General features: G+C 56.2%; 18 protein-coding genes. 8 read left to right on the top strand and 10 right to left on the bottom strand.

Going from position 1 to position 20,230, the window contains the following annotated elements:
• Positions 1-43: 43 nt before the first annotated feature.
• Entirely contained in the window at positions 44-886 is an 843-nt protein-coding gene (locus CAUR_RS18955; RefSeq protein ID WP_012259447.1) for a hypothetical protein, read from the bottom strand.
• A 157-nt stretch (positions 887-1,043) separates the two neighbouring features.
• Between CAUR_RS18955 and CAUR_RS18960 the strand changes: the two genes are divergently transcribed.
• A complete protein-coding gene (locus CAUR_RS18960) occupies positions 1,044-1,943 on the top strand; it encodes an ABC transporter ATP-binding protein (RefSeq protein ID WP_012259448.1) in 900 nt (299 codons plus the stop codon).
• A gap of 387 nt (positions 1,944-2,330) precedes the next feature.
• On the top strand, positions 2,331-3,248 hold the full coding sequence (locus CAUR_RS18965) for an ABC transporter permease subunit (protein WP_012259449.1): 918 nt from the start codon (positions 2,331-2,333) through the stop codon (positions 3,246-3,248).
• 12 nt (positions 3,249-3,260) lie between these two features.
• Here CAUR_RS18965 and CAUR_RS18970 read toward each other — a convergent pair whose 3' ends face one another.
• The 4 genes from CAUR_RS18970 to mtnP all read right to left on the bottom strand — a co-directional run bounded on the left by CAUR_RS18970 (position 3,261) and on the right by mtnP (position 7,718).
• Positions 3,261-5,174, bottom strand: a complete 1,914-nt coding sequence (locus CAUR_RS18970) for a monovalent cation:proton antiporter family protein (protein ID WP_242604982.1) — start codon at positions 5,172-5,174, stop codon at positions 3,261-3,263.
• A gap of 308 nt (positions 5,175-5,482) precedes the next feature.
• A complete protein-coding gene (locus tag CAUR_RS18975) occupies positions 5,483-6,085 on the bottom strand; it encodes a nitroreductase family protein (protein WP_012259451.1) in 603 nt (200 codons plus the stop codon).
• A 4-nt stretch (positions 6,086-6,089) separates the two neighbouring features.
• On the bottom strand, positions 6,090-6,845 hold the full coding sequence (gene cofE, locus CAUR_RS18980; protein ID WP_012259452.1) for a coenzyme F420-0:L-glutamate ligase: 756 nt from the start codon (positions 6,843-6,845) through the stop codon (positions 6,090-6,092).
• A gap of 6 nt (positions 6,846-6,851) precedes the next feature.
• Positions 6,852-7,718: an S-methyl-5'-thioadenosine phosphorylase gene (mtnP, locus tag CAUR_RS18985; RefSeq protein ID WP_012259453.1), complete on the bottom strand. Its 867-nt coding sequence runs from the start codon at positions 7,716-7,718 to the stop codon at positions 6,852-6,854.
• Positions 7,719-8,288: 570 nt separating this feature from the next.
• Between mtnP and CAUR_RS18990 the strand changes: the two genes are divergently transcribed.
• The 3 genes from CAUR_RS18990 to CAUR_RS19000 all read left to right on the top strand — a co-directional run bounded on the left by CAUR_RS18990 (position 8,289) and on the right by CAUR_RS19000 (position 14,599).
• Positions 8,289-8,969, top strand: a complete 681-nt coding sequence (locus CAUR_RS18990; protein ID WP_012259454.1) for a CPBP family intramembrane glutamic endopeptidase — start codon at positions 8,289-8,291, stop codon at positions 8,967-8,969.
• Positions 8,970-9,284: 315 nt separating this feature from the next.
• Positions 9,285-10,547, top strand: a complete 1,263-nt coding sequence (locus CAUR_RS18995; RefSeq protein WP_012259455.1) for a hypothetical protein — start codon at positions 9,285-9,287, stop codon at positions 10,545-10,547.
• 773 nt (positions 10,548-11,320) lie between these two features.
• On the top strand, positions 11,321-14,599 hold the full coding sequence (locus CAUR_RS19000) for an ATP-binding protein (RefSeq protein ID WP_162015902.1): 3,279 nt from the start codon (positions 11,321-11,323) through the stop codon (positions 14,597-14,599).
• Between the two features lie 23 nt (positions 14,600-14,622).
• Here CAUR_RS19000 and CAUR_RS19005 read toward each other — a convergent pair whose 3' ends face one another.
• Both CAUR_RS19005 and CAUR_RS19010 read right to left on the bottom strand, forming a co-directional pair.
• Positions 14,623-15,417 (bottom strand): DUF4058 family protein, encoded by a 795-nt coding sequence (locus CAUR_RS19005; RefSeq protein WP_012259457.1) that lies wholly within the window; start codon positions 15,415-15,417, stop codon positions 14,623-14,625.
• Positions 15,418-15,561: 144 nt separating this feature from the next.
• Complete coding sequence (locus CAUR_RS19010) at positions 15,562-16,356, bottom strand: DUF4058 family protein (RefSeq protein ID WP_012259458.1); 795 nt, start codon at positions 16,354-16,356, stop codon at positions 15,562-15,564.
• A gap of 334 nt (positions 16,357-16,690) precedes the next feature.
• Between CAUR_RS19010 and CAUR_RS19015 the strand changes: the two genes are divergently transcribed.
• Complete coding sequence (locus CAUR_RS19015) at positions 16,691-16,924, top strand: hypothetical protein (RefSeq protein WP_157866491.1); 234 nt, start codon at positions 16,691-16,693, stop codon at positions 16,922-16,924.
• A 93-nt stretch (positions 16,925-17,017) separates the two neighbouring features.
• Here the strand turns inward: CAUR_RS19015 and CAUR_RS19020 are convergent, their stop codons facing one another.
• The 3 genes from CAUR_RS19020 to CAUR_RS19030 form a co-directional block, all read right to left on the bottom strand.
• On the bottom strand, positions 17,018-17,794 hold the full coding sequence (locus CAUR_RS19020) for an FkbM family methyltransferase (RefSeq protein WP_012259459.1): 777 nt from the start codon (positions 17,792-17,794) through the stop codon (positions 17,018-17,020).
• Positions 17,795-18,114: 320 nt separating this feature from the next.
• A complete protein-coding gene (locus CAUR_RS19025) occupies positions 18,115-18,582 on the bottom strand; it encodes a hypothetical protein (RefSeq protein WP_242604983.1) in 468 nt (155 codons plus the stop codon).
• A gap of 452 nt (positions 18,583-19,034) precedes the next feature.
• Complete coding sequence (locus CAUR_RS19030) at positions 19,035-19,352, bottom strand: DNA adenine methylase (RefSeq protein WP_083772602.1); 318 nt, start codon at positions 19,350-19,352, stop codon at positions 19,035-19,037.
• Between the two features lie 71 nt (positions 19,353-19,423).
• Between CAUR_RS19030 and CAUR_RS21970 the strand changes: the two genes are divergently transcribed.
• A complete protein-coding gene (locus CAUR_RS21970; RefSeq protein ID WP_012259461.1) occupies positions 19,424-19,795 on the top strand; it encodes an IS5 family transposase in 372 nt (123 codons plus the stop codon).
• Entirely contained in the window at positions 19,702-20,229 is a 528-nt protein-coding gene (locus CAUR_RS19040; RefSeq protein ID WP_083772637.1) for an IS5 family transposase, read from the top strand. The genes CAUR_RS21970 and CAUR_RS19040 overlap by 94 nt, the downstream gene beginning before the upstream one ends.
• Position 20,230: the final 1 nt, after the last annotated feature.

Genomic DNA, 20,230 nt, shown 5'->3' on the forward strand with positions numbered 1-20,230 from the left:
ATCGCTACCCGGCCCAACCGATCAGCAAGCGCACAAGAGACGTTCACCGGGTTACGATTGGTACATAGACCCCAAACTGACGTGCAACGCTCCCGATGAGCGGGACATCACCGGCAATTCCGAATGCAATGACCAGATCAGCATCACCGCCATCGCGGGCAGTATCACAGAAGAAACGCTGCACCGAGGGGCGATAGACACACGGCTCATCACGGCCATCACCGTTGAGATCGCCGAGTAAAGGGATGTCATTGGCTATTCCAAACGCAATGATCAGCTCGGCATCACCACCGTTGCGGGCAGTATCGCAGAAGAAACGAAGTACCGACGGGCGATAGACACACGGGTCATCGTGACCATCACCGTCGAGATCACCGAGTAAGGGGATGTCATCAGCAATCCCGAACATGATGATTTGCTCGGCGTCACCACCATTACGGGCAGTATCGCAGAAGAAACGCTGCACCGAGGGGCGATAGACACACGGGTCATCACGACCATCACCGTCGAGATCACCGAGTAAGGGGATGTCATCAGCAATCCCGAACATGATGATTTGCTCGGCGTCACCACCATTACGGGCAGTATCGCAGAAGAAACGCTGCACCGAGGGGCGATAGACACACGGGTCATCACGACCATCACCATTTACATCACCAAGCAGGGGCGTATCACCGGCAATTCCGAACACAAGCACAAATTCAGCATCGCCACCACCACGGTTGGTATCACAGAAAAAACGGAGAACTGAGGGGCGATAAACACAGGGATCATCACCGGGAAGGACAGCAGACAACGTTGAGGTAGGAGAAGCGGACTGGATCGGAGACGACAACCAACCGAACGACAAGAGGAACAGGAGAGACAGGATAAGCCCCGGTTTCATGCTTTTCCTTTCTATATGTATAGACGGGAGCACTAACCGAGACAAAGTATATCTTTCGCGAACTGCCATCGTCAATCGACGGACACATTACTTTTGTACTATTCCGGTGCGAGTGTGTTATTATGCAACAAAGCAAGATAGCAAACGAACACGTCATATGAATGCGATTGAAACCATCGAACTCACCAAACGGTATGGTAAACGGCTTGCCGTTGATCGGCTCAATTTGACCGTCGGCAAAGGGGAAGTGTTCGGTTTTCTCGGCCCCAACGGTGCCGGCAAGACCACGACCATCGCCATGCTGTTGGGGCTGGTGCGACCGACGAAGGGACAGGCTATCGTGCTTGGACACGATGTCCAGCGTGAACCGGCGGAGGCGTTGCGCAGGGTGGGGGCAATGATCGAGGCTCCAGCGTTCTATCCCTACCTCAGTGGTGCCGACAATCTCCGTGTTCTGGCCCGTGCCGGCGGTATCCCGGCTGAGCGGGTTGGTCAGGTACTGGCAACGGTTGAATTGAGTGACCGTGCCCGTGATAAGGTGGCAACCTATTCGCAGGGCATGAAGCAACGGCTGGCGATTGCGGCTGCCATGTTACCCGATCCCGAATTGATCATGCTCGATGAGCCAACCAATGGCCTCGATCCGGCAGGTACGGTTGAAATTCGCAATCTGATCCGCGAACTGGCCGCCGGTGGTCGCACGATCCTGCTCTGTAGCCATCTGCTGTACGAAGTTGAGCAGCTCTGTAGCCGGGTAGCCATCTTGAAAGAGGGCAAGTTGATCGCGTCTGGCGATGTGGCAACGTTGCTGCGCCGTGGGCAAGGGGTGCGGCTGCGAGTGCAAGGCGATCCAGGGCCGGCAGTAAGCCTCTTGCGCACGCTGTCGTGGGTCAATAGCGTAACCGTGCAGGGAGACGCGATCCTGATTGATGCCCCGGCGGATCGAACAGCAGAGATCAATGCGCTCTTGATCCGGGCCGATATTGTCGTAGCCGAGATCGGGGCCAGTCACAGCTCGCTAGAGGAGTTTTTCTTGACTGTGACTAAAGCTGAGTAGGGGTGTGATGTCAAATCTCTCATGCATTGACATTATCGCGACGAGTACACTCAGCATCGCCGTGATCGGCATGGTGAACGGCGTGATACGCGCCGGATCGTGAGCGCGGCAGGTTGCGGCAGCATGGCTGCCGCACTCCACACGACGCGACAGGCGCATAACGGGTAGGCAAGGCAGGCAAGCCGGCGAGTGATTGTGATGGTTGCCAGTGCTGCCGCCGATAATGCAAGTATCCGGCTCGCAGATCATATCGGCAACACGGGAGAATGCCGCTGCAAGCAAGACGTTGCCCGGACTCAGACAGGGGTTCATCTGTCAGAGAAATTTCACAACGTTACCGACAGGTAGTGACGGGATGAAGATAGATACAGCATTGGGTCATCGCTTATGACTACTCGTACCATGTTTGTGAATCTGCTGGCGGCGGAATGGATCAAAATTTCACGCCGACCGATGGCACTGCTGTTGTTAGGTATCTTTCTGCTGCTGACTGCGCTGCAACAGACCCTCTGGTTTCTGGTTGTGGCTCTGCAAGAAGGCGTGTTCAGTGGTGGGCAGGTCACCTTTAGCCTGCTCAGTGACGCAGCGATTGCACAGATCAAACTCCAGCTCAGTCTGCCCGGTGTGTTCGGCGCGATGCTGAGTGCGATTAACGGTACCGGTGGCATCCTGGCGATTATCCTCACCGCCGGGATTTTTGGGAGCGATTTTAACTGGGGAACGCTGCGTATTCTGTTGACGCGAGCGCCGCATCGAGGTGCCTATTTGCTGGCTAAACTGGTAGCGTTGCAACTGGCATTGCTGGTCGCCATTCTTATCACGCTTGTCCTCGGCACCCTGCTGGCACTGCTCTTCGGTGCGGTACTTGGTTTGCCACAACGCATCGGGTTCTTAGAGGTGCTTCTCTTGCCGGTTGGTATCTTGCGGGCATTAGTGGTGATGTTGCCCTACACCCTGATTGCCGGCGCCAGCGCTATCTTTGGCCGCTCGGTGATCGCCGGCGTCGGTGGCGGTTTGATCTTTCTCGCTTTTGATGTGAGTGCCGGTTCGCTCAACACCATCGGCGCGGTCGATCCGCTTATTCGCACGCTGGTCAATCTCTTGCTCCAGCCTAATATCAACCGACTGGTCGTCGAGAATAGTCGAATGTTCGGCCTCGATCAAAGTGTGCTGACCTCGGCCCTCGACCTCAGTCTGCTGCCATCGCAGTGGCAGGCGCTGATCATTGTCGCAGTCTACAGTGCTATCTTTGGCTACAGCGCCTACCGCACGCTCTCCCGGCAGGATATTGGTGGTGCGAACTAAAAATATTTTATGTCAACCTATTCGTAGACCTACTTCACGCAGGCTATCAGGCTTACCGACAATGGTTAGCTCGTCGCCGTGGCGTAGCCGGGTGTAGCCGTGAGGGACTATTGCCTGACCATCACGGCTGATCTCAAGCAACAACACATCAGCAGGTAGCCGCAGATCGCGCACCAGACGACCATCGATCTCGCGATTGGTGACGGTCATCTGCACCACGTCGTACACCGGATCGGTATGCAGGAGAAGCGAGAGGGATTGGGGCGCACGTACCGCCTGCTCTAGCAGGTTCACCATCGCCGTCGCTGGATCGACGATGATCGCACCCAACTCGCGGAACTGCTCGCGCAATTCAGAGCGATTGGGTCGCACGATCAGGCGCGGTACGCCAAACTTTTCCAGTGCGATCTGGCAGGCGCGCAGATTGTCTTCGTCTTTTTCCAACAGAGCCACCACCGCATCAGTAGCGCGTGTAATCAGGCCACTCAACGTCTGCAAACTAACCTCTGGAATGTAGCGCTCGTCCACATCCTCGGCTGCCAGGCGTTGCACGTGATCGCGATCCGTATCCGCCACCCGTACCTGCCAGCCCCGCGCACTCAATTGGCGAGCCAGGGCGATAGATTGCTGCTCGACGCCGAGGATGAGGACATCGCGAACATCGTCGCGAATGCCGGGTTCAGGCAGGTTGGCTTCACCCAGGCGTTGCAGGGCAAAACGCAACGTAAGCGGCCCGAAGATTTCATTCAGCACGATCACAGCAATGATCAACGTGGCAAAGGCATCGCCCGACATCGGCAACAGCAGCGAGGCTTCGCGCGCTAAACCCAGTGCAATGCCTGCCTGCGTTATCAAGCCCAGCCAGAGGAGTGACCGAAAGCGTGACGGTTCACCGGCAATCGTCAGGCCCAGCATACTCCCGCTAAAGATTGCCAGTGCGCGCACGAGGAAGATAACCGCAGCAAAGATCAGCGCCGTCAAGAGAATATCAAGCTTAAGCCCCAGGCCGGTGATGGTGAAGAACGCAACATAGACAACCGGACTGATGTCGTGCAGCAATTCGGCAAACTCATCACGGTACGGCGAGAAATTGGTTATCAGGAAACCACTGATTAACGCGACGAGAAGCGGCTCAATTACGATTTTGATCGACCAGCTCGCTGCTGAAACCGTCTTGAGCCAGTCGGCACCGGCAAAGATGCCGTAACCGAGGGCAACAATAAGCGTCAGCTTCACCCATCGCGACCAGCTCTGGCGTAAAATAACTTGCAGCACCTGACCGACACCATAGCCGGCAATACCCGACAGGATCAGATCGAGCAGTAACAAGGCGAGGAAGGCGAGATTAACTCCGCTGCCCTCAACCAGCGCTACGGCAAACGACGAACTGATCGCAAAGATCACGATGATAGCAACGTCCATTGCCACTGTCAGGCCCAGGATCAGGCGGGTTGCCGGGCCACGCGCCCGCAGCTCTTTGATGACCGCAATGGTTGAAGGTGGAGAGAGCGCCAACAGAATAGTCGATCCCAGGAGTGCGACGGCGATCTTGTCGCCGATATTCAGCCCCTGCGTGAATGGGATTATATCGAGCAGGAAAAAGAGCGTGGTGCCGATGAGACCCAGTGCGATAGCAATGATCATGCCCAGCGACCACAGAATAGAACGCAGACGGCTGAGCAGGTCTTTGTAGAATAACTCACTCCCGGCAACAAATGCAATCACCGCCAGCGCAATCTGATCGATGAAACGCAGGTTTTCGCCGGCGCTTGAGGGCAGGAGTTGTAAGCCAAATGAACCAACCAATACACCAGTAAAGAGATAGCCCGTAATGTACGGCAGGCGTATCTGCGCAAACCACTGTCCGATACGGTGCGATGCGAGACAAATCAGGGCAAAGCCAGCCAGGTAGATCAGTGTCTGCAATCCGGTAACCTCCTTTGCAATAAACTGAACGGCGGGCACGATCAGACGTGTGATGTTGGGTGAGTATAGGTGGAGCGTCTACCATAACCCAAGTTGCTACCTTTGTCACCACAGAGACACGGAGGACACAGAGGATGGGGAGAACCCAGGTTGCTGCCGTGAGACGTAACGTAGCACGTCCATGGGAACTGGCTGCTCACCACGTTGTTTGTGTGATTACGCCAGACAGTGCTGATTTCGACGATGTTTGAGCTGTACGCTGCGATCATCCCCATCTTCATTAGACCGCGACGTAACCAGCCAGAGCATTACAACCACTGAACGATCAGCTCGTGCAGCGGACGCCGCGGACGCCGTTTTGGTTCTTGCGCAAGGTAGCCAATCGGTATCAGCGCCTGGGGATGCAGATCGTCGGCCAAGGCCAGTGCAGTACGCACGGCTGCCGGTGCAAACAGCGGAGCACACATCCAGCCTGCAGCCAGGCCGAGAGCAAACGCGGCCAGCAACATGTTTTGGACAGCACAACCCAAACTCTGGATCGCCATCGTCGTCTCAGCAGCCTGACGGTCAGCGTCGGGATAGGTGTCGAGATCGTTCAGGTAGAGACAGGGCACGATAATGACCGGCGCGTTCAGCACGCGCTCTTGCGAGCGTTGTAACCGCACCTCGATAGTTGCCGGATCAAGACCATCGAGGGCCAGGTGATGACGCCAGGCTGCCCCCATCGCCTGCGCCAGAAGCTGTTTCCGTTCGAGCGACTCAACCACTACAAAGCGCCAGGGCTGGCGACCGTGCGGCGATGGCGCCCAACTGGCAGCGTGGAGGATTTGCTCAATCGCCGCACGCGGCGGCGGATCGGGACGGAACGACCGTACCGTCCGCCGGGTCTGAACAAGCGTAAAAAAATCCATTGGCTTACCGAAAGAGATCAAACCGCGGATCGCGGATCAACTGACGAGCAGTAGCAGTCTGACTGGGTAGATAGTGATAGCCACGAATAATCGCCGCCGGCACCCGATCTATCTTGCCCATGACCAGCTCGGCGGCGGCAGCCAGTTCATCGGCAACAGCGATTAACGTTGCCTGCATCGTGTACCCATACGGATCGGCGACGCCGGCAAAATCGTGGAGCGGCAGCATCCCGGCGACCCCAATCGCCACATTCACCTGTCCCTCGCGCCATGGCCGACCGAAGGTGTCGGTAATAATTACGGCTGGTGCGTAGTCGTAGCGCCGGGCCAACCCTTCACGCAGGGCAGCGGCACTGGCGTCGGGATCGAGCGGCAACAACGCCAGCCGCCGCCCACCATCCACATTTGACTCGTCAACACCACTGTTGGCACACACCAGACCATGGCGGGTTTCGGTGATGAGGACGCCATTCGCCATCTTCACGATGCGCTTACTTTCGCGCAGCACCACCTCTTGATAACGGGCATCTTTCTTCGCGGTACGGGCGATCTCTTGCGCAAAGGGTGATGGCTCGATGGTTGATGGATCGACCAGACGACCCTCGGCCTTCGAGACAATCTTCTGCGTGACGACCAGAATGTCGCCCTGTTCGAGGCCGCCTGCGGCATCGATAGCCGTAGCCAGTATTGCCACCAGGTCATCACCCGGCTGCACCTCACCGATCCCGCGCAACGGCAAAATCCGTATCTCACCTTGCATAACGCCTCACGACCAGTAGCGTCCGGCGATTGGGGCCAAACGCTCTTTCACGGCTGCCGGAATATGATCGGGATGAGTAACAATAGCATAGCGTAGTGCATCGTGTGCCGGGCTGGTAAAGTTCTCATCAATCTGGGCCACAGCGTGACGCACAATCTGCTGCGAGAGGTTTACGTTCGCGCTCAGCACCTTTATCACCTGCTCGGCGGTCACGGCATCGTGTTCGGGATGCCAGACATCGTAGTCGGTGACCATAGCCAGGGTGGCGTAGGCAATTTCGGCTTCACGGGCCAGCTTTGCTTCGGGAAGCGCCGTCATCCCGATCAGGCTATGACCACGGCGACGGTTCTCTTCGCTCTCGGCTTTGGTCGAGAATTGCGGCCCCTCCATGACCACCAGTGTTCCGCCCTGATGGACAACCGCGCCGGCAGCCTGCGCCGCATGCAGCAGAATATTGCTCAGATACGGGCAGAATGGACGATCAAAGGCCACGTGCGCCACTACGCCGCCCTCGAAGAAGGTTGCCGGACGAATGCCCTTGGTGCGATCAAAAATCTGATCGGGAATCACGGCGTGGCCGGGGGCATAATCCTCGCGGAGCGAACCAACTGCACTTACCGAGATCAACGCCCGCACTCCCAACAGCTTAAACGCATAGATATTCGCCCGTGCCGGCACTTCGCTGGGGTTCAGGCGATGACCACGCCCATGCCGCGGTAGGAACGCCACCCGCCGCCCTTCCAGTTCACCGATGATAAACGCATCGCTCGGATCGCCGAACGGTGTAGTCAGGCGAACCTCTTCCGGGTTTTTGAGGTCGGGCATGGCATAGAGACCGCTACCACCAATCACACCGATTGTTGCGCTATGCATGGGGAATGCTCCTTTGTCTAGCAGACTACGCCATAGAGCAGTATACCGCAGGGGGCGCGGGGTGACAAGGTGACGGGGTGAAGCTCCGTGACCAGGGTGGTGCTGGGCTACGATTGATTGTGGGTGGCAGGGAAGCTGTGCGCACGAGGGGGTGGTACCTGTGACGAGAACCTGTTTCAAAAACATCTCCTATGAAGGTATCTCATTCATTGCCGACCGATTCCTTGATCGTGACGAGTACACCCGGCACCCACGTAACCAGCCGGGTCAACGACGTGACACGTGCCAGATTGTGAGCACGGCTGGCGCGGCAGCATGGCTGCCGCACGCCAAACCACGCCACACGCGGATGATGAGCGATCAAGGCAACCTATGCAGCGCGTGATAGTACCGGAGATGGTTATGAGAACACGACAGTACAGCTTTTTATGAAATTAGGTTCGGGTCTCCGCACAGAGATTGACTTGGCACCGTGAGTGCAGGACTCCACAGACATCAGTACTCATTCTGAAAGTTTCTCCCGTTGCTACAATACGAGTGAAACGTTGGGTATACAACAGGACGGCAACAATGTCTGGCAAGCAACCATCACCCGCAACCCTGGTCGGCCTATGTGTGGCGCTGGGTTTGCCCTTCATCCTGACCCTGGTGTCAGGTGGACGTTCGGAGGTGTTGTGGGACACTCCGCGCACCGTACTTATCATCGCTCAGGAATGGGTCGTTACGATTATTTTGATCGGCATCGTGATCTTCTGGGAGCGCCGACCGTTGGCGTCTATCGGGATCGTGCGCACGACGTGGCGCGATGTCTTGTGGGGACTGGGAGGTTTCGTGGTCGGTGCGCTCTCGTTTGTTACTACCATCCCGCTCGTGACGGCGTTGGGGCTGGGAACAACTACCACCGGTATTAATCAGTTGGCGCAGACCCCAATCGCGCTACGGGTGGCAATCGTGATCACCGCCGGGATCACCGAAGAGATACTCTTTCGCGGCTATCCGATTGAGCGCTTTACCGAAATGACCGGCAAGCCGTACTGGGGAGCAGGGATTGCCTACCTCGCTTTTGTGCTGCTCCATATTCCCTTTTGGGGATTGGGTGGCACTATCCAGATCGGGGTCTGGTCGCTGCTTGTAACCGGTCTTTATGTCTGGCGGCGAAATCTGCCGGCCTGTATGGTGATGCACGTGTTGAATGATGCGTATGCGTTTATCTTGCTCCCGGAATTGTTCGCGCAGTACCTGCCACAGTGAGGGGCATCGGTTAGATCGTATTTGTGAGCTATCGATAGGGTGTCGGATTATCTCGCGAAGGGCAATGTCCTACAGTGCAATAGGTGCAGGGTGCGTCGGGGGTGGGTGTTGTAAGGGAAGATGAAGATTCAGGAGTGGACAGAATACGCGAGTGCATGCAAGAGGTAAGGTTTTAGAGATGTTCTGGATGCCTTCATCCCCAACTCCGCTCTCGCGGTGCAGGAGTGAGGCTAATGAGGTCGGGAAGAGGAAGGAATAACGCATTCATACGCTGTAACGTTTTAGCAGATGTGCCTGACTGCGACTGGAGCATATATGACAACACCGACGTTTGATGAGCATCTTCACTCGCTTTGGCAAGGATTTTTCTCAACGTATAGCTCACTCTCCATCTTTGCCAGTAAGATCGGTGAGCGTGCTGATCAGTTCGACGAGGAGCGTATCCAGCAAATGGCAAGTGATCTGGCCTTCGCTCTCGGTGAATGTAGAGAGGTAGTACTGGCAGGATTGCGCAACTACCTTACCTCTTGGAAAGACAAAGATACCTTACCCGATGTCCGTAACAATGATGAATTTCATGATGTCATAAAACATATTAACGATCCATCATTCAAACAACTTTTGTCTGATTGGGAGCAAAAAGAACCACAGAAGAGTGATGTGTTAATGGAAATACTGAGAGAACTCTTTATTCGTCCACCTATCAGTGCTGTCTATTTGCGGCAAAGCTGTCTGATTGCGCTGGTTAGTGCTGTTGAGGATTTTATCAATAATTTGCTGTACGCTTATGGCGTATACAAAGATAAGGATAACTGGAAGCAGCGCTGGAACAAACTTGATAAAGTTATCACAGAGTGTTTTGCGTCTGATCCTTGGACATCATTGCCCGACAACGAGGCTACGGATTTGAGGGAGAAATATAAGCGTTGGCAGGAAGGGTACACGGAAATTATCCAGCGTCGCAATATACTTGTCCATAACGGTGGCAGAGTTGACGAGCATTATTTAGACCAAGCACCGAAAGCACATCAACCACCAGGAATTACGGCAGGACAGATAGTCCTTGTTTCTCCTTCCTACCTGCAAAAAGCATTCGACCTGTCACTTACATTACTCTTCACACTTACGCAGTTGGTGTGGCGAAAAGGACTTGCTATAGGCCAAACGAACCAAAACGCCGATAAGATGGCGTCTGATTTGATATACGAACTCTTACGCCAAAAACAATATGCACTGGTCATTGAACTTGCAGAACTTGCAATCAAATTCCACCTCGACCAGAGTGAACGTATGCTCGTTCTGGTGAATAAAGGTGTTGCACTACGCAAGTATGGACGGAAGCAGGAACTCAAATCCATTATTAGCCAGTTACGCCGGAGTGACGCATGGCTTTTTCAGATGGCTGCATATATCTTGAACGGAGAGAATGATGCAGCCAGGCGTATTATGATTAATAATAGTCCTAATCTACGACGACAAGCGAAACTCTCATGGCCTTTGTTCGATTTTATTCGTGAAAAACCGTGGTTTAGTTCTCTCTTCGGGTCAGTCAATAAGGCTGTACTATCGCCTGAATGACTGGAGCCTATTTCAAAAAACGTCTGCCAGGAGTTAGCCCATTCTTGAACGACTCTATGATCGTAACGAGCACATCCGGCATCCCCGCGACCAGCATGGTCAACGGCATGACACGCACCGGATCGTGAGCACGGCTGCTGCGGCAGCATGGCTGCCGCACTCCACATCGCGCACCACGTGCGTGACGAGCGGCAAAGGCAACCAATCCAGCGCGTGATGGCACGACCAGAGCTGCTCTCTGCCAACAAGATAGGAGCGGGATAAACTGTCTTCGGTGATTGGCAAGCGTTCATACGTCTGTGCGACTCAATTGTCACTTCCATGGTGAGCTTTGTGTCTGATAACGACAGCTTCGGTGATTGGCAAGCGTTCGTGTATCTGTGCGACAGTCTGATAACACGATAGTATAGCTTTTTTTATGAAGTAAGTTCTATTCCCGACAGCACAGCAGTACATCGTGCGCTGAGGGCGGGTGTTGTCAGGAATGGTGAAGGCTGACAGTGCATCGGGATGACGCGCAATCATGCCTCGTCGGGTAGATGGTCGTTTCAGCGGAGGACATCCTCGCCGTTTGGCAGTGGCGGGCAGGTGGGCACGCCGCTCACGCTGGCTGGAGGAAGACGGAATGGTTCGGAAGTACGTCTCCCGAACTCCATAGAATCCGCCGATGTTGGCCGTGCGCGTGGATTGTTGATCGAATGCCCATCGGTCTCCCCTTTCACCCTGGTATAATACAGGGCACCGTATGCCCGCTTGAGGACTGTTACACCGGTATGAATGAAGAGACAGTGTTGTTACAGGCAAAGGTCGCGCCGCCGCGACCACACCGCTATCGGTTGGTACGACCGGCGGTGACTGCGCGTTTGCGTGAGGCGTTTGATTATCGGGTAACGCTGGTGCAGGCCGGTGCCGGCTATGGTAAGACGACGGCATTGGCCGAGCTGGCTATGAGTTCGGCAACGGTGTGCTGGTATACCATCGGTGAAAATGACCGTGATCCGGTTTCGTTTCTGACGTATCTGGCCGCTGCGTGTGCCCCGGTGTTGCCGCAGGGGGCGCCAGAGGCGCTGGCGACGCTCCGTTCGCATCCGGCTGACCGTGCGGTCTGGACGCAAACTGTCGATGGGTTGCTTAATGCGTTGGCCGGTTCGCCACGACGACCTGTGTTGCTGATCCTCGATGATTATCACTTTGTCGCGGCGTCAGCCGAGATTCGGGCATTGACTGAGCGGCTGATTACGTATGCGCCGCCATGGCTCAGTCTGTTGATTGCGACGCGCTATCCGATTGTGAGCGGTGAGCTGGTGCGATGGCGCGCTCGTGGTGAGGTGCTGGAGTTACACCGCGATGCGCTGGCTTTTACCCACGATGAGATTGCTGCGCTTTTTCGCGATGTGTTTGGTATGGCGCTGAGTGACGCTGATGTTGATCTGCTCGATCACCATACCGAGGGGTGGCCGATTGCGCTTCAGTTGGTCTGGCAGGGGTTGCGGAGTGGGCAGGCGCGCAGTGTGAGTGAGCTGTTGGCCAGTGGCCCGGCGTCGCTGGCGGCGTTGTTCGATTTTCTGGCTTCGGATGTGTTGGATCGACAGCCGCCAGAGATTGCGTCTTTTTTGCGGGCAACTGCGCCGCTGCGGGTGCTGACTGCGGCGGCGTGCGATGCTGTACGCCAGGCTGATGATAGTGATCAGTTGCTGGCTCAGGTGCGCGACCGCGATCTTTTTGTGGTTGAGCTGGATGCCAGTCATTACCGTTACCATCATCTGTTTCACGATTTCTTGCGTCAGCAGACGCGCAGTGATCCCGATCTGGCCGAGCGGCATCGGCGTGCAGCGCGGCATTATGCGGCAGCCGGGCAGGCCGAGGAGGCGATTTATCACTGGTTTGCCGCCGGTGAGGTGGCCATTGCCGCCGACGCGATTGTCGCAGCCGGTGAGGATGCGCTGCGCAATGGTCGGCTCGATACGCTGACCGATTGGATTGATGCGTTGCCGGCTGAGCTGATCGCGAGTCGTCCGCGCTTGCAGAGCTATCTTGGCGATCTGTACCGGTTGCGTGCCCGTTTTGATGAAGCCCGTAACTGGTATGCGCAGGCCGAGACGATCAGCCGACAACACGGCGACCGCGCCGAGCTGGCCCGTGCCTTGTACGGTCAGGCTCTGGTCTATATCGATCAGGTGCAGCCGGTGCAGGCCGAGAGTGTGTTGCAAGAGGCGTTGCGGGTCAGTGAGGGGTTGGAGGATCAGGTTGCCCGCGCCCGTGTGCTTGAGTTGCTGGCCGAGAATAAGCTGAATATGGGGCAGCCGGACGAGGCAGAGGCGTTGCAGCAGCAGGCACGCCAGTTGCGCGCCGCCAGCCCGGCAGCCGATCTGCTGAGCGCACGGGTGAAGCTGCGCACCGGTCAACTGGCGGCGGCACGGACGTTGTTGCAGGCGTGGCGGGATCGGGAGCGTGTGGCGACGGCACGGGGTGCCACCCCCGCTCCACGCGGTCATCGCGAGGCGGTGCTGGTGCTGGCGTTGATTGCCGCTTTTGAAGGGGATGTTGATCAGGCGCTCAGTCTGGCCGAAGAGGGTGTGCAGGTCGGTACTGAACGCCACTCCCGCTTTATTACCTCTGTCGCCTACGCCCGGCTTGGGCACGCCTGGTTGCTCAAGAGTGCGCTAACCGGTGTGTCGGCACGGGATCGCGCGCTCGAATATTACCGCCAGGCATTGGCCGAGGGCCAGGCGATAGGCGTCGACCGGTTACGGGTGGAACCGCTCTGGGGTTTAACCCGCCTCTATGGGCTGGCCGGTGATTTGGCGGCTGCCGAGAACGCCGCCGTTGATGGTCAGGCTTTTTGTCGCTGGGCAGGTGATTTGTGGCTGGGGGCGATGATCCAGTTGCAACGAGGTGTGAGCCATTTGCTTGGCGGTCAGTTTGACCGTGCGCAGGAGATATTGCTGGCTGCCCGCGCCGATTTGCGTGCCTGTAGTGATCGGTTTGGTCAGGCCGTAGCCACGCTCTGGCTGGCATTGGGATACTACGAACAGCGGCATGATGCTGCGGCGACGGCGGCGATTGATGAGGCGCTGGATTTAAGTGCCACCGCCGGGTACGACTATCTCTTTACCCGGCCAACCTTTCTCGGTCTCCCCGATCCGCGTCGGGTCATCCCGCTCTTGCTGGCGACCCGTGCTCGCGGCCATCATCGCGACTACATCGAGCGGCTGTTATCCGCGATGGGGCTGCGTGGTCTCGAAGCCCACCCCGGTTATCAGTTGCGGGTTCAAACTCTGGGGATGTTCCGGGTCTGGCGTGGCGATCACGAGATTGAGGCGCGTGAATGGCAACGGGATAAGGCCCGTCAGCTTTTCCAGGCGCTGATCGTGCATCGCAATCGCTGGCTGCAACGCGATGAGTTGGCCGAATTGCTCTGGCCACAGCTCAATCCTGAAGCGGCTGTGCGCGACTTTAAGGTTGCGCTGAGTGCTCTTTATCGAGCGCTGGAGCCGAATCGTACTGAAGCAACGTCGGCATTTATTGCCCGTGAAGGCAGTGCCTATCGGCTACGGCCAACGGCAGACATCTGGCTTGATTGCGCCGAATTCAGTGCCGGTTGCACAACCGGTTTGCGGCTGCTTGATCAAGGTCAGATCGGTGCCGGCATGCAACGACTCCAGGCTGCGTTGCAGCTTTACCAGGGTGATTTTCTTCCCGATACGATTTATGAAGGCTGGGCCGACGCGGAACGAGAACGATTGCGGAGTATGTTTCTGCGCAGTGCCGACCGCCTGGCCCAGTGTCTGGCTGAACAGGGGCAGAACGAGGAGTTGATTGCGCTGGCCGAACGTATCCTCACCTACGATAACTGCTGGGAACGCGCCTATCGGTTGTTGATGCTGGCCTATGCCCGTCAGGGTAATCGGGCCGCTGCGCTACGGGTTTTTCAACGTTGTAGCGATAACCTTGCCCGTGAACTCAATGTCGATCCGGCACCGGAGACCATTGCACTCGCCGAACGGCTGCGACACGGGGAGATGCCTTTGCCACATGAAGCGGTCGGGTGACAGAGGCCGGATGGTTATGACTGCTACGCACGCAACCCGCGTGCCCGCAGGTGGGCATCGAGCCAGGCCGCCTCGTCGGGGGTGAGGTCGGGCGGCGGCGGGGGTTGACGGTAGTCGATCCGCAGGTCGTAGCGTGCGTTGCGGTAGACCTGATGCACGAGGGTGGTCAACGGCAAGGGCACATCGGGGTCGGGACGCCGCAACGGCACCGGCACCGTCGGGAGCGGTTTGGCCAGCGGACAGAGCCAGATGTCAATCTCCGGCCAGCGTTCGACGCGGCTGAGGAAGATTACGTAAGGGGCAGCGGGGAGCGGATCGGGGCGAGCCAGCCGTGGCCGGCGGCCACCCCGCAGCAGGTCGATTTCGAGCAGGTGCACCCCACTTTGAAACAGCTCCCGTCGCTTTTGCTCGTAAGCATCGGCACCGTCGGGGGTCGGACGCTTGTTCACCGGTGAGAGCAGTTCAATAGCGGTGACCAGGGTATCGTCGGTCACGGTGCGAATTTCCAGCCGTGCGTAGCGGGTGGGCACTTCGAGCAAGGCTGTTCCGGTCAGTGATGGCGTGTCCACCACGGCTGTTGCCGGCGTTACCGCTGCGCTTTCCCGCTCGAACACACCGACATCGGGCACCAGGGCGCGCCGGGGCACTGTGATCTCAACCTGCTCTGGCGCGACGTAGGGAGTAATCTGCGCAACGTACCCCGGTGCAATCTGGGCCTGTACATAGTCGCGAATAGCCGTAATCAGCCCGATGTGTACATCAGGCCACAGGCTCGAACGCTCCAGATACGGATCCATGCCCGGAAATGGTGGTTCCATAGATTGCTCCTGGGTAGTTCTGTAGAGATTATAGCAAATAGTGTGCTCGAAGTAACTGTCGTCAGTACCTGGAGACGCTCCAAGCGAGGGTATACGTGGCCCAAGACAGGGAAACGGGTGATACAAATACTCCAGAAACGGGCATCACTGCCGTAACCCGCGTGCCCGCAGGTGGGCATCGAGCCAGGCCGTCTCGTCGGGGGTGAGGTCGGGCGGCGGCGGGGGTTGACGGTAGTCGATCCGCAGGTCGTAGCGTGCGTTGCGGTAGACCTGATGCACGAGGGTGGTCAACGGCAAGGGCACATCGGGGTCGGGACGCCGCAACGGCACCGGCACCGTCGGGAGCGGTTTGGCCAGCGGACAGAGCCAGATGTCAATCTCCGGCCAGCGTTCGACGCGGCTGAGGAAGACTACGTAAGGGGCAGCGGGGAGCGGATCGGGGCGGGCCAGCCGTGGCCGGCGGCCACCTCGCAGCAGGTCGATTTCGAGCAGGTGTACCCCACTTTGAAACAGCTCCCGTCGCTTTTGCTCGTAAGCATCGGCACCGTCGGGGGTCGGGCGCTTGTTCACCGGTGAGAGCAGTTCAATAGCGGTGACCAGGGTATCATCAGTCACGGTGCGAATTTCCAGCCGGGCGTAGCGGGTGGGCACTTCGAGCAAGGCCGTTCCGGTCAGTGAGGGGGTGTCTACCACGGCTGTCGCCGGCGTTACCGCTGCGCTTTCCCGCTCGAACACACCGACATCGGGCACCAGGGCGCGCCGGGGTGCCGTGATCTCAACCTGCTCCAGTGCGACGTAGGGAGTAATCTGCGCAACGTACCCCGGAGCAATTTGGGCCTGTAAATAGTCACTCATTGCGTTCACCAGCCGATGGTGTACATCAGGCCACAGGCTCGAACGCTCCAGATACGGATCCATGCCCGGAAATGGTGGTTCCATAGATTGCTCCTGGGTAGTGGTGTAGATATTATAGCATGGACGGCATCTTGTCAGCGGCTGAACCATGTTACCGTGTTATATCAAATCTTCGTTCATCAGTCCCGTGATAGCGGTTGCCCCGCTCCGGGGGGAATCACCGCTTATGCTCTTCCATCACCTGTACCAGTGTTACGGGATACGAAAGGAGGCTGATGGGCAGGCTGGAAGCCTGCTTCACGATCCACGCCACTGCTCACGCACAGCCAGATCATCACGGATGGTCAAATCAGGTGGGTGTGAACTGCACGCACCTCGTCCCTCCGCACCAGATCGCGAGCACGGCTGGCGCAGCAGCGTGGCTGCCGCACTCCAAACGATGCGTCACGGCAATACGGGGGGGGGAAGCGGTACTCCCCTGGAGCAGATACAACCTCGACCCGCAGCGGTAGCGTTACACCACGCACCGGATCGCGAGCACGGCTGGCGCAGCAGCGTGGCTGCCGCACTCCAGACGATGCGTCACGGCAATCCGGGCGGGAAGCGGTACCAGGATGATGGTGCGATCACAAGCAATGACGTCTCGTACTGATATACCACCACTCGTGCCACCTGCAAGCAGCACTGAAACAACAACCTCAGCGCTCGAAGATGTCTAAAAACAATCTTGTAGACGAACGTTCAATCAGTTATCTTGAGAAGCATACAAAAAACCTAAATGGGCATGAACTGGATTTCGTGCAGTTCGCACGTGGAACCCTCGTTGTTGTAAATATTCCACCAGATGCTCATGAGAAAATTGCGTTACACCATCGTGGTATTCGAGACAGATGCGCTTAATGCGTTGTAATGCCTGCGCACTCGCATTGAACAGAATATCAAATTCAGCACCTTCACAGTCTATTTTTAAAAAGTCACATACCCCAATAGGGTGTTCATTCAATATATCATCCAGGCTACGCCCAGGTACAACTATGGAGTCGACAGCCTGTGTGGCTGATGTTGTTGAATGCTGCACCGCTGCCCCGGTAGCAAACAACACCATCTCTTCTGATGATGCGCCTACTGCGAACGGAAATGCCTGCACGTTTTGGATCGCATTCAAGGCAAGATTTTCCTTCAGCAAGCGAAACGACTCCGGAAACGGCTCATAGACAAAAACCCGACATGTCGGATGATCATACGCGACGGAAACAGCAAAATCACCCAGCCCCGCACCAATATCAACAACAGTCCAGCCATCCTGGATAGGAGTTCCGTATGTCTCATAATCACGATCAAGACAGGTTTCTTTAATAATCCACACATCCATTAAACTACGCACTTTAAATTGACAGCCATTTTTAAGCTTAATCACCGTCTCGCCTTGCCGGAATAGGAGACCGAAACACACATACCAGTTCACAATCTTTTGCAAAATAGTAAATACTGATCGCAGGTAATACCATAATCGACGTTTCACAAATCCTCCCTGCTAGCCTAAACGTTATTTCAGAAAGGGCTGACCACACCTGACCGGTAGTGTGGTAGTGTAGCATTGTAGCACAGACTGAAGTCTGTGCCCTGACACCCTCCGTCAACGTCGAGTCTGATTCATCATCGCGCAGATACAGTCCCAATAATGAAGCGAACGACGCACACCTTGTATGGTTACCCCGGTGCGTCGTTCGTATGGGCGGACATCCGTGCGGGCAGTGCAGAAACCCGGTTCACGCACGTAATATAACGAAACGGACTGACAGGATATTTACGAAACAGGTTCTACACAATCCATCAAGGTAGCTACCGACAAAGTGAAGTCGGATTCAGAGCCAGTTGGGGATCGCTAAAATACTTCCACCAGTTACTGGCAATCGAATCGGGACCACATCCGGTTTTTGCCGGTAGATGGCTGAACCAAAACTCCAGAAAACCAAGATGATTACAGTTCCATAGCGAGCAAGAAACAGGTGTTGCCGTACTCAAAGGATTGCTAAGGTTTGGGTAATTACTAAAATCGGCACAATTCGACAACACTGTAGAGGGATTAGTGTAATCGTAATCACGTACACCATTCGGCGGATAGTGAATATTGCCACATCCACTATACGAGTAATTTGGCGACAACGCCTTAACTAATGCAAACCTCTCCCAATTGTGAGTAGTGCGGTTTTGCTGCCAGCTACCGTACACTCTGGTCATTGTCGATTCTGCGCGATGCCCAAAATTATGAATGGCACTATCCAGATCACGCTCAGGGCTTGGCCCCATAATCGGTATGATGCGATTGCACGAGTGCGGACCCGGTACCGGCATAGAATTATAGAAATACGCATTCGGTCCTACCAGTGTAGACTCATAGAAACCAAACCAGGGACCGTTGTATATCCACACCTCATCTATCTCACCCCGGTTCGCCCGCCCACAAATATCGAAGGCAGGCGAGTTCACGATTGCATTGTAGAACCTATTTCAAAAAACATCTACGAGAAGGTATCTTCTTCATTGCCACTCGATTCGATGTTCATGACGAGCAAACCTGGCCTCCGCGTGACCAGCCGGGTCAACGACGTGACACGTGCCGGATCGTGTGTACGGCTGGCGCGGCAGCATGGCTGCCGCACTCCAAACTACGCCACACGCGGATGATAAGCGATCAAGGCAACCTATTCAGCGCGTGATGGCACCGGAGATAGTTATTAGAGCGCGACAGTACAACTTTATTATGAAATAAGTTCTAATAATAGCTTCTTTCCTTCTTCTGTCAAATACTTTCGTACAGTTTCAGGAAATATTTTTCCTTCATATATCATCTGATACAGGCGTATGATATAAGGATTGATATCATTCACAATTGCATAATCGGGCTGAACATTGAAAAGTACAGCTCCTGAACCTAAAAATGGCTCAATCCATCGTCCCTGACCGTGCCAGGAGATATTGCTTAGAATAAACTTAGTCAGTTTAGTCTTAATTCCTTGACACTTTATTGGTGGAACAATGACTCGTTGTACTGTACGTGGTAAACCTCTAGTGTTCATATTGTAAACCTTTATACCGCAAATAGCTTCGAACCTATTTCAAAAATGTCTTCTTATGCTAAAATAGTGGTATGAGCAGACATGATCTCACCGACGACCAATGGGCGGTGATCGAACCGCTTATCCCCAAGAAACCACGTGCGCGGGGTCGTCCACGCAACGACGACCGCCGGACACTGAATGGTATGCTGTATGTGCTCCACACCGGCTGTGCCTGGGCAGACCTGCCAAAGGAGTACGGGTCCCCCAGCACCTGCTGGCGACGATGGCACGCGTGGTCGCAGGACGGGACGTGGGAGCGCATCTGGCGCACGCTCCTGAGCCGCCTCGACGCCGACAGCAAGCTGGACTGGGCACACGCGTTGCTGGACGGCAGCTTCGTTCCAGCGAAAAAAGGGGCACTGGCGGAGGCACAACGAAGGTCGGCAAAGGCTCCAAGGTGATGGTCGTGGTAGATGGCACTGGTGTGCCCATCGGCCTGCACGTGGCGAGCGCACACCCGCACGAACGCACCCTGGCTGAAGCGACGGTGCGGACCATTCGGGTGCCACGCCGACGCGGCCGGCCCAGCACGCGACCAAACGAAGTGGTGGCGGATAACGCCGATGACCGTGCAGCGTTGCGCAGCGACGTGCGTCGGCGTGGGATCACACCCACCATGCCATCTCGTGAGCGGCGCAATCGTCAGCGGCCAAAGCGCGGGCGTCCGCTGCGTACCGGCGCAAGCTATCAGCACCGCTGGACGGTCGAGCGGTGCTTCGCGTGGATGGACACGTATCGTCGGTTGGTGGTGCGCTATGATCGTCATCTGCATAGCTCTCGTGCGTTTTGTCTCGTCGCTATCATGTTGTGGTGCGTTGACCGAATTTTGAAATGAG

The organism is Chloroflexus aurantiacus J-10-fl (assembly GCF_000018865.1).
Lineage (GTDB): Bacteria > Chloroflexota > Chloroflexia > Chloroflexales > Chloroflexaceae > Chloroflexus > Chloroflexus aurantiacus.